The following is a 13,136-nucleotide window of genomic DNA, read 5'->3' on the forward strand; positions in this document are numbered from 1 at the left end:
CCAATGACTAGTTTGCATGCCGACGAGGCGTTCCTCGGCCATTTCCAGTTAAGTCACGACCCGTTCGCGCCACGCGTGCCGGGCTTCAAGTTCTTCCCGGCTCAGCGCAAACCGGTGCTGGGTCAACTGCATCATCTGGCGCGTTACAGCCAGTTGCTGCTGGTGGTCACCGGCCCGCAAGGCAGCGGCAAGACGTTGCTGCGTCAGGCGCTGGTCGCCAGCACCAACAAGCAGTCGGTGCAGAGCGTGGTGGTTTCCGCCCGTGGCGCCGGTGATGCTGCCGGTGTGTTGCGCCAGGTGGCGCAGGCGCTGAACGTCGCTCAGGCCGAAGTTGGCGCGATTCTGGATCAAGTGGTGCAACTCGCACTGACCGGCCAGGAAGTCTATCTGTTGGTGGACGACGCTGAGCAGCTCGACGAGTCCGCTCTCGAAGCGCTGATGGCGCTGGGTGCCGGCGCACCGGAAGGTCGCCCGCATGTGTTCCTGTTCGGTGAATCGTCGCTGATCGCTCAGCTCGAGGCTTTGCACCTTGAGGAAGAGCGTTTTCACGTCATCGAACTGCAGCCTTACACCGAAGAAGAAACGCGCGAATATCTCGACCAACGGCTCGAAGGGGCCGGCCGGGGTGTCGAACTTTTCAGCGCAGATCAGATCTCTGATATTCACGAAAGTGCCGAGGGTTGGCCGGGCAACATCAACCAGGTCGCTCGCGATGCTCTGATCGAAGTCATGATTGCCAGCCGCTCAGCGGTCAAGCGTCCAAGTATGGGGTTCAACATGCCGAAGAAACACGTATTGGCGATTTCCGCCGTCGTTGTGGTCGCGGTCGCCGCCGCCTGGTTGATGCCGGGTCGCAATAAGGCGCCAACCACCGGCGCTCCTGCCAATGAACAGGCACAGTTGCCATTGGGGCAGGGTGCCAATGGCGGCGCACCGAACGTCGAGTTCGCCGGCAATACGCAACCGATGCCGTTGCCGCTGGTCGGTAACTCCCAGCCGGTCATGCGCGGCCCGCTGGCTGAAGCCGCTGGCGGTATTACCGAAGGCGACGACGGTGTGCCTCTGGAAGGCTCCAGCGCCACACCGCCAACCGTGACCACTTCGGCGCCACCGGCAGGTGTTCCCGCAGGTCCTGCGCCGACACCGGTGCCAGTTCCGGCGGCCAAACCGACTCCTGCGCCAACACAAGTCGCCACCGCCAAGCCTGCTCCGGCAGCGCCAGCGACGAAACCGGCTCCAGCGCCGGCCAAGCCCGTCGCCGCTACGAAACCGGCCGAGAAGCCTGTGACCGTCGCCAAAGCCGCCGGTGGCAGCTGGTATGCCGGTCAGCCGACCGGCAATTACGTGGTGCAGATCCTCGGCACCAGCTCTGAAGCGGCAGCGCAAAACTTCGTCAAAGAGCAGGGCGGCGAGTACCGTTATTTCAAGAAGGTCCTCAACGGCAAACCGCTTTACGTGATCACCTACGGCAACTTCGCCAATCGTGATGCAGCCGTTTCTGCCATCAAGGCCTTGCCAGCGAAGGTTCAGGCTGGTAAACCTTGGCCTCGCACTGTCGCCAGCGTCCAACAGGAACTGGCAACAACTCGCTGAAGATTCGGCGGCCTTACCCAGGCCGCCTCTCCAAGCACCTCAAAATTTCTACGAGTGCGCGCTTCCTTCCAGGTCGCGTGCCTTGTGGTGTCTGCGTCACAGTAGTCTTTGAGTCGTTGCGGTCAAAATTAAAAAAGTTTTGACTAGCACAGCAGATCGCTTTAAACCTTTCACAAATGCGACATGAATTTGCGACATTTCGTCGTCAAATTTGTGAGCCTCTGTGTCGCTGTGTACAATGACCACCCTTTTGCCCCCGCGAAGCCGGCGTACGTTCGGCGCAGGATGCAAGTGGTTGAATTGAAAAGAAATTTGCCTCGAAAAGAGGCAGCCTGGTGAGAAAGTGTCTATGAAAGCAGGTCTGTACCAACCAGATGAATTCAAGGATAACTGCGGTTTCGGCCTGATAGCCCATATGCAGGGCGAGCCCAGTCATACCCTTTTGCAAACGGCCATTGAGGCCCTGACCTGCATGACCCACCGCGGTGGGATTAATGCCGACGGCAAGACCGGTGACGGTTGCGGTCTGCTGATTCAAAAACCTGATGCGTTCCTGCGCGCCATTGCCCAGGAAACCTTCAGCGTCGAGCTGCCCAAGCAATACGCGGTGGGCATGGTCTTCTTCAACCAGGATCCGGCCAAGGCCGAAGCCGCTCGCGAGAACATGAACCGCGAGATCCTCGCTGAAGGCCTGCAACTGATCGGCTGGCGCAAAGTGCCGATCGACACCAGCGTCCTCGGCCGCTTGGCCCTTGAGCGTCTGCCGCAAATCGAGCAGGTGTACATCGGCGGCGAAGGCCTGAGCGATCAGGACATGGCCGTGAAGCTGTTCAGTGCGCGTCGTCGTTCGTCGGTGGCCAACGCGGTCGACTCCGACCACTACATCTGCAGCTTTTCGCACAAGACCATCATCTATAAAGGCCTGATGATGCCGGCCGACCTGGCCGCGTTCTATCCGGACCTGAGTGACGAGCGCCTGCAAACCGCGATTTGCGTTTTCCACCAGCGCTTCTCCACCAACACCCTGCCGAAATGGCCGCTGGCCCAGCCATTCCGCTTCCTCGCCCACAACGGCGAGATCAACACCATTACCGGTAACCGTAACTGGGCGCAGGCCCGTCGGACCAAGTTCACCAACGATCTGATGGATCTGGAAGAACTCGGCCCGCTGGTCAACCGTGTCGGTTCCGACTCCTCGAGCATGGACAACATGCTCGAGCTGATGGTCACCGGTGGCATCGACCTGTTCCGTGGTGTGCGGATGATCATTCCACCTGCGTGGCAGAACGTCGAAACCATGGACCCGGATCTGCGTGCGTTCTACGAGTACAACTCGATGCACATGGAGCCGTGGGACGGCCCAGCTGGTGTAGTAATGACCGACGGTCGCTACGCGGTGTGCCTGCTCGACCGTAACGGTCTGCGTCCGGCACGCTGGGTCACCACCACCAACGGTTTCATCACCCTCGCCTCGGAAATCGGCGTGTGGGATTACAAGCCTGAAGACGTGATTGCCAAGGGCCGTGTCGGCCCTGGCCAGATCTTTGCCGTGGACACCGAAACCGGGCAGATCCTCGACACCGATGCGATCGACAACCGTCTGAAGTCCCGTCATCCGTACAAGCAATGGCTGCGCAAGAATGCCCTGCGCATTCAGGCGACCATGGAAGACAACGATCACGGTTCGGCGTTTTACGACGTTGATCAGCTCAAGCAATACATGAAGATGTATCAGGTCACGTTCGAAGAGCGCGATCAGGTCCTGCGTCCGCTCGGCGAACAAGGCTACGAAGCCGTTGGCTCGATGGGCGATGACACGCCGATGGCCGTGCTCTCGCAGCGTGTGCGCACGCCGTACGACTACTTCCGCCAGCAGTTCGCGCAGGTCACCAACCCGCCGATCGACCCGCTGCGTGAAGCGATCGTGATGTCGCTGGAAATCTGCCTCGGTGCCGAGCGCAACATCTTCCAGGAGTCGCCGGAACACGCCTCGCGCGTGATTCTCAGCTCGCCGGTCATTTCCCCGGCCAAGTGGCGCTCGCTGATGAACCTCGACCGCCCGGGTTTCGAGCGGCAGATCATCGACCTCAACTACGACGAAAGCGTCGGCCTCGAAGCAGCGATCCGCAATGTCGCCGATCAGGCTGAAGAAGCCGTGCGCGGCGGGCGGACCCAGATCGTTCTGAGCGACCGCCATATTGCCCCGGGCAAACTGCCGATCCACGCATCCTTGGCGACCGGTGCCGTGCACCATCGTCTGACCGAAAAAGGCCTGCGTTGCGATTCCAACATCCTCGTTGAAACCGCGACTGCCCGTGACCCGCATCACTTCGCGGTGCTGATCGGCTTCGGCGCCTCGGCGGTGTATCCGTTCCTGGCCTACGAGGTGCTGGGCGACCTGATCCGTACCGGTGAAGTGCTGGGCGACCTCTACGAGGTGTTCAAGAACTACCGCAAAGGCATCACCAAAGGTCTGCTGAAGATCTTGTCGAAAATGGGCATCTCGACCATCGCTTCGTACCGCGGTGCGCAGTTGTTCGAAGCCATCGGCCTGTCCGAAGAAGTGTGCGACCTGAGCTTCCGTGGCGTGCCGAGCCGCATCAAGGGTGCGCGTTTCGTCGACATCGAAGCCGAGCAGAAAGCGCTGGCCACCGAAGCCTGGAGTCCGCGCAAGCCGATCCAGCAGGGCGGTCTGCTGAAGTTCGTCCACGGTGGCGAATATCACGCGTACAACCCGGACGTGGTCAACACCCTGCAGGCCGCCGTGCAGCAGGGCGACTACGCCAAGTTCAAGGAATACACCTCGCTGGTGGACAACCGTCCGGTGTCGATGATCCGCGACCTGTTCAAGGTCAAGACCCTCGACAAGCCGCTGGACATCAGTGAAATCGAGCCGCTGGAATCGGTGCTCAAGCGCTTCGACTCCGCTGGTATCTCGCTGGGCGCCTTGTCGCCGGAAGCTCACGAAGCCCTGGCCGAAGCCATGAACCGTCTCGGTGCGCGTTCCAACTCCGGCGAAGGTGGTGAAGATCCGGCGCGTTACGGCACCATCAAGAGCTCGAAAATCAAGCAAGTCGCGACTGGCCGTTTCGGGGTAACCCCGGAATACCTGGTCAACGCTGAAGTGCTGCAGATCAAGGTCGCGCAAGGCGCCAAGCCGGGCGAGGGCGGGCAACTGCCGGGCGGTAAAGTGAACGGTTTGATCGCCAAGCTGCGTTACGCAGTGCCGGGCGTGACCCTGATTTCGCCGCCGCCGCACCACGACATCTATTCGATCGAAGACTTGTCGCAGCTGATTTTTGACCTGAAGCAGGTCAACCCGAAAGCACTGGTTTCGGTCAAATTGGTAGCCGAAGCAGGCGTCGGCACCATCGCCGCCGGTGTGGCCAAGGCCTATGCGGACTTGATCACCATCTCCGGCTACGACGGTGGCACCGGTGCTTCGCCGCTGACCTCGATCAAATACGCAGGCGCTCCGTGGGAACTCGGTCTCGCCGAAACCCACCAGACCCTGCGCGGCAACGACCTGCGCGGCAAAGTCCGGGTGCAGACCGACGGTGGCCTGAAAACCGGCCTCGACGTGATCAAGGCAGCGATCCTCGGCGCCGAAAGCTTCGGCTTCGGTACTGCGCCGATGATCGCGCTGGGCTGCAAATACCTGCGCATCTGCCACCTGAACAACTGCGCCACCGGCGTCGCGACTCAGAACGAGAAGCTGCGCAAGGATCACTACATCGGTACCGTCGACATGGTGGTGAATTTCTTCACCTACGTCGCCGAGGAAACCCGTGAGTGGCTGGCCAAGCTCGGCGTACGCTCCCTCGAAGAGTTGATCGGTCGCACCGATCTGCTGGAAATCCTCGAAGGCCAGACCGCCAAGCAAAACCATCTGGATCTGACGCCGCTGTTGGGCAGCGATCACATTCCGGCAGACAAGCCACAGTTCTGCGGCGTTGAGCGCAACCCGCCGTTCGACCAGGGCCTGCTGGCCGAGAAAATGGTCGAGATGGCGTCGTCGGCGATCAACGACATGAGCGGCGCCGAGTTCGATCTGGATATCTGCAACTGCGACCGTTCGATCGGCGCGCGGATCTCCGGCGAAATCGCCCGCAAGCACGGCAACCAGGGCATGGCGAAAGCGCCGATCACCTTCCGCTTCAAAGGCACTGCCGGTCAGAGCTTCGGTGTGTGGAACGCCGGCGGTCTGAACATGTACCTGGAAGGTGACGCCAACGACTACGTCGGCAAAGGCATGACCGGTGGCAAGCTGACCATCGTGCCGCCGAAGGGCAGCGTTTACAAAACTCAGGAAAGCGCCATCATCGGCAACACCTGCCTGTATGGCGCGACCGGCGGCAAGTTGTTCGCCGCCGGCACCGCAGGCGAGCGTTTCGCCGTGCGCAACTCCGGTGCCCACACGGTTGTGGAAGGCACTGGCGATCACTGCTGTGAGTACATGACCGGTGGTTTTGTCTGCGTTCTGGGCAAGACCGGTTACAACTTCGGCTCTGGCATGACCGGTGGTTTCGCCTACGTGCTCGACCAGGACAACACCTTCGTTGACCGGGTCAACCACGAACTGGTGGAAATCCAGCGGATCAGCGGCGAAGCGATGGAGGCTTATCGCAGCCACCTGCAAAACGTGCTGAACGAGTACGTCGCCGAAACCGACAGCGAGTGGGGTCGTGAACTCGCCGAGAACCTCGATGACTACTTGCGCCGTTTCTGGCTGGTCAAGCCGAAGGCTGCCAACCTGAAATCGTTGCTTTCCAGCACTCGTGCCAACCCGCAGTGATATGCGCCTGAAGAGTTTGATGAGGTTTTAACAATGGCTGAACGTCTGAACAACGACTTCCAGTTCATCGATGTCGGGCGCAAAGATCCGAAGAAGAAACTGTTGCGTCAACGCAAGAAAGAGTTCGTCGAGATCTACGAACCGTTCAAACCCCAGCAGTCGGCCGATCAGGCCCACCGCTGCCTGGGTTGCGGCAACCCGTATTGCGAATGGAAGTGCCCGGTGCACAACTTCATTCCCAACTGGTTGAAGCTGGTGGCCGAGGGCAACATCCTCCAGGCCGCCGAACTGTCGCACCAGACCAACACCTTGCCGGAAGTCTGCGGCCGGGTGTGCCCGCAGGATCGTCTGTGCGAGGGTGCCTGCACCCTTAACGACGGTTTCGGCGCGGTGACCATCGGTTCGGTCGAGAAGTACATCACCGACACCGCGTTCGCCATGGGCTGGCGCCCGGACATGTCCAAGGTCAAACCGACCGGCAAACGTGTCGCCATCATCGGCGCGGGCCCGGCGGGTCTGGGTTGTGCCGACGTGCTGGTACGCGGCGGCGTGACCCCTGTGGTGTTCGACAAGAACCCGGAAATCGGCGGTCTGCTGACCTTCGGCATCCCCGAGTTCAAGCTGGAAAAGACCGTGCTGAGCAATCGTCGCGAAGTCTTCACCGGCATGGGCATCGAGTTCCGTCTGAATACCGAAGTCGGCAAAGACGTGACCATGGAACAACTGCTCGCCGAATACGATGCGGTGTTCATGGGCATGGGCACCTACACCTACATGAAGGGCGGTTTTGCCGGTGAGGATCTGCCGGGCGTGTATGACGCGCTGGACTTCCTGATCGCCAACGTCAATCGCAACCTGGGCTTTGAAAAGTCGCCGGAAGATTTCGTCGACATGAAAGGCAAGAAGGTTGTGGTGCTCGGCGGCGGCGACACGGCGATGGACTGCAACCGCACGTCGATCCGTCAGGGCGCCAAGTCGGTGACCTGCGCTTATCGTCGTGACGAAGCGAACATGCCCGGCTCGCGCAAAGAGGTGAAGAACGCCAAGGAAGAAGGCGTGAAATTCCTCTACAACCGCCAGCCGATCGCCATCGTCGGCGAAGACAAGGTTGAAGGCGTGAAAGTGGTCGAGACCCGTCTCGGCGAACCGGACGCCCGTGGCCGTCGCAGCCCAGAGCCGATCCCGGGTTCCGAAGAGATCATCCCGGCTGATGCCGTGGTCATCGCCTTCGGTTTCCGCCCGAGCCCGGCGCCGTGGTTCGAACAGTTCGAGATCCAGACCGACAGCCAGGGCCGCGTTGTTGCGCCTGAGCAAGGTCAGTACAAGCACCAGACCAGCAATCCGAAAATCTTCGCCGGTGGCGACATGGTGCGCGGTTCCGACCTGGTGGTGACGGCAATCTTCGAAGGGCGCAATGCTGCCGAAGGGATCCTTGATTACCTGGGCGTCTAAACCCGTCTAGCTGACTGCAATGCAATACCTGTGGGAGCTGGCTTGCCAGCGATAGCATCACCTCGGTCAATCTGACAAAACGAGGTGTCTGCATCGCTGGCAAGCCAGCTCCCACAGTGCGTTGTGTTGCTGCAAAATCAGCATTCCAACGCAATAAATTGACCCGATAGACAAAAGGCTGACCTGCATCCGTGCCTTTTGCGTCGCGCTCTGAGAAAATGCCCGCACTTTTTTTCCGGATGCCGACATGACTGCCCTGAAGAACGACCGTTTCCTCCGCGCCCTGCTCAAGCAACCCGTTGACGTCACCCCGGTGTGGATGATGCGCCAGGCCGGCCGCTACCTGCCGGAATACCGCGCCAGCCGCGCCCAGGCCGGTGATTTCATGAGCCTGTGCATGAATCCGGAATTCGCCTGCGAAGTCACGATGCAACCGCTCGACCGCTATCCACAACTGGACGCGGCGATTCTGTTTTCCGACATCCTCACCATCCCCGATGCCATGGGCCAGGGCCTGTACTTCGAGACCGGTGAAGGTCCGCGCTTCAAGAAAGTCGTCAGCACCCTCGCTGACATCGAAGCCTTGCCAATCCCTGATCCGCACAAAGACCTCGGCTATGTGATGGACGCAGTCAGCACCATCCGTCGCGAGCTGAACGGCCGTGTGCCGTTGATCGGTTTCTCCGGCAGCCCGTGGACCCTGGCGACCTACATGGTTGAAGGCGGTTCGTCGAAAGACTTCCGCAAGACCAAGGCGATGCTCTACGACAACCCGCAAGCCATGCACCTGCTGCTGGATAAACTGGCGCAGTCGGTGACCTCATACCTCAACGGTCAGATCATGGCCGGCGCGCAAGCGGTGCAGATCTTCGACACCTGGGGCGGTAACCTGTCGGCGGCGGCGTATCAGGAGTTCTCGCTGGCCTACATGAAGAAGATCGTCAGCGGCCTGATCCGCGAGCACGACGGTCGCAAAGTGCCGGTGATCCTCTTCACCAAGAACGGCGGCCTGTGGCTGGAAAGCATCGCCGAGGCGGGTGCCGACGCCCTGGGCCTGGACTGGACCTGCGACATCGGCAACGCCCGCGCCCGTGTCGGCGACAAGGTTGCGCTGCAAGGCAACATGGACCCGACCGTGCTTTACGCAAAACCGGAAGCAATCCGCACTGAAGTCGGGCGCATTCTGGCCAGCTATGGCAAGGGCAGTGGCCATGTGTTCAACCTCGGTCACGGCATCACGCCTGAGGTTGATCCGGAACATGCCGGTGCGTTCCTGCGCGCGGTGCATGAGCTGTCGGCGCAGTATCACGAGTGATCGCCACACCATAAAAAACGCCCGGCTAAATGCCGGGCGTTTTTGTTTCCACGATTCAACGTCGTACGCAGATCAATTGTAGGAGTGAGCCTGCTCGCGATAGCGGTGAGCCAGTCGCCCAATATGTTGGCTGACACACCGCTATCGCGAGCAGGCTCACTCCTACATGGGTTGCGCTTCAGGCTTTGACACCGCTGAGTGGCGGCAACTTCGCCAGTTTCAACGCCACCAACAGCGCGATCAGCAACAGCGCACCAATAAACAAACCAATCCCGTTCCAGCCTCCGAGATGCCAGAACACCCCGCCCGCCGTGCCGGCAATGCTCGACCCGGCGTAATAACTGAACAGGTACAACGACGACGCCTGGCCCTTGGCCTTGGTCGCGCGTCGACCGATCCAGCTACTTGCCACCGAGTGCGCACCAAAGAAACCAAAGGTGAAAATCAACATGCCGACAATCACCAGTAACAGTGGCGTAAACATCGTCAAGGCAAGGCCGGCGAACATCAGCGCAATGGTCGCCCACAACACTTTGCGTCGCCCCAGTTTGTCTGCCAGCGAGCCAATTTTCGCCGAGCTGTAGATCCCCGACAGATACACCACCGACAGCAAGCCCACGAACACCTGATCAAGGTTGTACGGTGCGGCCAGCAAGCGATAACCGATGTAGTTGAACAGCGTGACAAACGCGCCCATCAACACGAACGCTTCAAGAAACAGCAGCGGCAGACCGGCATCGCGAAAGTGCATGGTGAAGCCGTCGAGCAGACTGCGCGGGTGCAGCGAGCGTGAACGGAAGTTGCGCGACTCGGGAAGGATCTTCCAGAACACCGCTGCGGCAATCATCGCCAGACCGCCAATCACCAGCATCGCCGTGTGCCAGCTGACAAAATCGATCAGCACGCCGGTGATCAAGCGCCCGCTCATCCCGCCAATGGCGTTGCCACCGATGTACAAACCCATCGCCAGACCGATGTGTTGCGGATGGATCTCTTCACTCAGATAGGTCATTGCCACCGCTGCCAGCCCACTCAACGACAGCCCGATCAGCGCGCGCATGATCAGCACGCCTTCCCAACTCGGCATCATCGCACTGGCCATGGTGCACAGCGCTGCTGCGAACAGAGCGGTCACCATCACCGGTTTGCGCCCAACCCGATCGGAAATCGGCCCGGTGATCAGCAGGCCGATGGCGAGCATGCCGGTCGCCACCGAGAGGATCAGGCTGCTCTGCGCGGCGTTGATTCCGTACTCGTGGGACAACAGCGGCATCATCGGCTGCACGCAATACAGCAGGGCAAACGTCGCAAAACCGCCGCTGAACAGCGCCAGCACCGTGCGCATGAACATCGGCGTGCCTTTTTCGATGTAGATCTCTTGCAGCTCGGCGACGACATCGTCCGCAGCGGCGGGCGGGACTTCATGGGCAAGGGGCGCGACAGCAGTTTTCACTTCAGACCTCGGAGGGCACGGCCAGGCAGGCAATGAAAAAATCATATAGCTGGCTAATGTTTCTATCCAATATATTGTTCGACCTGTTTGATAGCTTTAACGACCTAATGAGGTTTCCATGGAATTGCGTCATCTGCGCTACTTCATCGCCGTTGCCGAAGAGCTGCATTTTGGCCGCGCCGCACAAGTGCTGGGGATTTCTCAGCCACCACTGAGCCAGCAGATTCAGGCGCTGGAGCAAGAGGTTGGCGCGCGTCTGTTCGAGCGCACCAATCGTCGGGTCGAGTTGAGTGAGGCCGGGCGGTTGTTTCTGGAGGAGGCGCGGTTGGTGCTGGCGCAGGTTGATAAAGCGGCGGATGTTGCCCGACGTGCGCAACTCGGTGAATTGGGCGAGTTGAAGATTGGTTTCACCTCTTCGGCACCGTTCAACTCGACTATTCCGCAGGCGATCTTTTCCTTTCGCCAGCGTTTTCCGGCGGTGCACCTCAATCTGCGGGAGATGAGCAGCACGCAAGTCGCCGAGGGTTTGGTGGATGAGTCGATAGAGGTTGGCATCATGCGCCCGCTGGGTTTGCCGGATTCGCTCAGCGTGGTCGAGTTGATGCGCGAGCCGTTGGTTGCGGTGCTCGGTTCCAAGCATCCACTGGCCCAGGGATCGGAGGAGGGCTTGTTCCTCTCGGCGCTGGCGCTGGAGCCGTTCGTGTTCTTTCCGCGCAGTTACGGCAGCGGGCTGTATGCGCAATTGCTGAGTCTGGCGCGCGATGCCGGGTTCAGCCCGCACTTCGCCCAAGAGGCGGGGGAAGCCATGACCATCATCGGCCTGGTCGCAGCGGGGTTGGGGGTTTCGGTGCTGCCGGCGTCCTATCAGCGGATGCGTATCGACGGCGTGGTCTATCGCCCGTTGCTCGATCCGGAGGCGGTGTCGGCGGTGTGGCTGGTGCAGCGCAAGGATCAGAAATCGCCGATGGCCAAAGCATTTGTCGACCTTCTTACGCGCAAGGTCGAACCTTCAAAGGCGTGATTGCTGCGCAATCAAATCGCGAGCAGGCTCGCTTCCACAGGGGAACGCATTCCAAGGTGGGAGCGAGCCTGCTCGCGAAGGCGTCCGCTCAAGCACCACCCAATTCAGGGCAACCGCACCAAATCCCCCTTCAACGCCACCCGCGTGACGAAAATCCCCGCCCGGCACTCGTAGGTATTCAAGTCCTTGCGCACATGCTGGTCGTAGTAACTGACGATATTCACCACCGCATTCGCTCCCACCCGCTTGGCATCAGCCTGCAACTTGATCAGATTCGACTGCAACACCCACTCGCAGGAGTTGTGGTCACTCTTGTTGAAGCCATTGGTCTTCAAATCACTGACCACCCCCCGGCGCAGTAACTGCTGAGTGCCCTGCGGCCCATTGCCGAGCAGATAGAACTTCACACTGCCATCCAGCCGTCCGGCGCGAATCGCGTCCGACAGCACGGTTTCGAAGGGCATGTACATCAGATTGGTGGCGTGGCTGGCGCTGGGCAGTAGCGCGAAAAGCGCAGCGGCGATCAGGGCTTTCACTTGCATGGTCATCTCCTTGACTGTGAAAGAGAACCGCGAGTGCAGGGCTGATAGGCTCGCCGTTCCATCAGGCGCGGTGCGACGGCCTGTCCGGACGAGTGTAGAGCTGAAATGAGCAGGGCGCCGAATGGCGCCCTTTGTCGTTTCTGCAATCCCATCAATCCACGTGCGCCAAGTCCCCGCGCAGCGCCACGCTCGACACCACCAGCCCGGCACTGCACTGGAATTTCTCAGTGTCCTTGTACAGATCACGCTGGTCGACGCTGGCGATGTTGATCACCGCGTTGGCGTCGGCTTTTTTTGCGGCGTTCTGCAGAGTCGCCAAGGCCGATTGCAGGGCCCAGAAGCAGGCGTCTTCGTTGGATTTGTTCGAGCCGTTGGTTTTGCGGCTGCTGCTCACGGTGTCGAGTTTACGCACCTGTTTTGGCAGCGTTTCACCGGCCAGGTAGAACTTCACGCTGCCGTCGAGCAGGCCGGCGTCGGTGGCGCGTTTGACGCCTTCGCGGAAGCTCAGGTAGGTCGGCTCGTCGGCGCCTTGTTTGACGATGCCCAGGTCGTTGACGAACTCGATGTCCGGGTTGATCGACAGCTCTTTGAGCACGTTGTCGCGCAGGCGGTTGACCCAGCGGTTGTAGTTGCCGTGGATCTTGCCGTCCTTGGCATCGAGGCCGTAGCTGCTGCGGTAGTCGATTTCGAACGAAGTCGGGGTGAACGGAATATCGACTTCGGCGTGATGGCGACCGCGTACGGTGATCGCCGCTTTGATCATGCCCGGACGTACCGATTGCACGACCCACTGGCGATCGTTCAGCGCAGTGACGATGGCGCGGCTCATCTGTTGCTGGGTGAAACCGAGGTTGGGCGAGAACTCTTCCTTGGCGTTGTAAACCGGTTTGCTGGTGCAACCGCCGAGCACAAAAGCCAATGCCAACAGAGCGGCGATGCGGTGAAACTGAGTCATTCCCTTCACT

The 13,136-nt window shown here is 60.3% G+C and carries 8 protein-coding genes; 5 read left to right on the forward strand and 3 right to left on the reverse strand.

Features of this window, described 5'->3' with window-relative positions; translation table 11 throughout:
• Positions 1-3: 3 nt before the first annotated feature.
• The 4 genes from CKW14_RS11130 to hemE all read left to right on the forward strand — a co-directional run bounded on the left by CKW14_RS11130 (position 4) and on the right by hemE (position 9,155).
• A complete protein-coding gene (locus CKW14_RS11130; RefSeq protein WP_095047209.1) occupies positions 4-1,593 on the forward strand; it encodes an AAA family ATPase in 1,590 nt (529 codons plus the stop codon).
• Positions 1,594-1,942: 349 nt separating this feature from the next.
• On the forward strand, positions 1,943-6,388 hold the full coding sequence (gene gltB / locus CKW14_RS11140) for a glutamate synthase large subunit (protein ID WP_095125308.1): 4,446 nt from the start codon (positions 1,943-1,945) through the stop codon (positions 6,386-6,388).
• Between the two features lie 33 nt (positions 6,389-6,421).
• The gene (locus tag CKW14_RS11145; RefSeq protein WP_007909438.1) at positions 6,422-7,840 is read left to right on the forward strand and encodes an FAD-dependent oxidoreductase; all 1,419 of its coding nucleotides are present in this window, start codon (positions 6,422-6,424) and stop codon (positions 7,838-7,840) included.
• 247 nt (positions 7,841-8,087) lie between these two features.
• Positions 8,088-9,155, forward strand: a complete 1,068-nt coding sequence (gene hemE, locus CKW14_RS11150; protein ID WP_008077242.1) for a uroporphyrinogen decarboxylase — start codon at positions 8,088-8,090, stop codon at positions 9,153-9,155.
• A gap of 178 nt (positions 9,156-9,333) precedes the next feature.
• Here the strand turns inward: hemE and CKW14_RS11155 are convergent, their stop codons facing one another.
• Positions 9,334-10,608 carry an MFS transporter gene (locus CKW14_RS11155; protein ID WP_095047211.1) on the reverse strand — a complete coding sequence of 425 codons (1,275 nt, stop codon included), beginning with the start codon at positions 10,606-10,608 and terminating at the stop codon, positions 9,334-9,336.
• A 118-nt stretch (positions 10,609-10,726) separates the two neighbouring features.
• On the opposite strand from CKW14_RS11155, the gene CKW14_RS11160 reads away from it, so the two are divergent.
• Positions 10,727-11,629 carry a LysR family transcriptional regulator gene (locus CKW14_RS11160; protein WP_016983863.1) on the forward strand — a complete coding sequence of 301 codons (903 nt, stop codon included), beginning with the start codon at positions 10,727-10,729 and terminating at the stop codon, positions 11,627-11,629.
• 104 nt (positions 11,630-11,733) lie between these two features.
• Here CKW14_RS11160 and CKW14_RS11165 read toward each other — a convergent pair whose 3' ends face one another.
• Together CKW14_RS11165 and CKW14_RS11170 are read right to left on the reverse strand one after the other, a co-directional pair.
• Positions 11,734-12,171 carry an excinuclease gene (locus tag CKW14_RS11165; RefSeq protein WP_095120715.1) on the reverse strand — a complete coding sequence of 146 codons (438 nt, stop codon included), beginning with the start codon at positions 12,169-12,171 and terminating at the stop codon, positions 11,734-11,736.
• Between the two features lie 151 nt (positions 12,172-12,322).
• Positions 12,323-13,126 carry a hypothetical protein gene (locus CKW14_RS11170; protein WP_095125309.1) on the reverse strand — a complete coding sequence of 268 codons (804 nt, stop codon included), beginning with the start codon at positions 13,124-13,126 and terminating at the stop codon, positions 12,323-12,325.
• Positions 13,127-13,136 lie beyond the last annotated feature (10 nt).

Origin of the sequence: Pseudomonas sp. Irchel s3a12 (assembly GCF_900187485.1) — a bacterium.
GTDB lineage: Bacteria > Pseudomonadota > Gammaproteobacteria > Pseudomonadales > Pseudomonadaceae > Aquipseudomonas > Aquipseudomonas neuropathica.

What these genes read in the sequence shown, in the direction of transcription:
- CKW14_RS11130 (WP_095047209.1), top strand. Translation starts at nt 4, where the DNA reads ATGACTAGTTTGCATGCCGACGAGGCGTTCCTCGGCCATTTCCAGTTA.
- gltB (WP_095125308.1), top strand. Translation starts at nt 1,943, where the DNA reads ATGAAAGCAGGTCTGTACCAACCAGATGAATTCAAGGATAACTGCGGT.
- CKW14_RS11145 (WP_007909438.1), top strand. Translation starts at nt 6,422, where the DNA reads ATGGCTGAACGTCTGAACAACGACTTCCAGTTCATCGATGTCGGGCGC.
- hemE (WP_008077242.1), top strand. Translation starts at nt 8,088, where the DNA reads ATGACTGCCCTGAAGAACGACCGTTTCCTCCGCGCCCTGCTCAAGCAA.
- CKW14_RS11160 (WP_016983863.1), top strand. Translation starts at nt 10,727, where the DNA reads ATGGAATTGCGTCATCTGCGCTACTTCATCGCCGTTGCCGAAGAGCTG.
- CKW14_RS11165 (WP_095120715.1), bottom strand. Translation starts at nt 12,171, where the DNA reads ATGCAAGTGAAAGCCCTGATCGCCGCTGCGCTTTTCGCGCTACTGCCC.
- CKW14_RS11170 (WP_095125309.1), bottom strand. Translation starts at nt 13,126, where the DNA reads ATGACTCAGTTTCACCGCATCGCCGCTCTGTTGGCATTGGCTTTTGTG.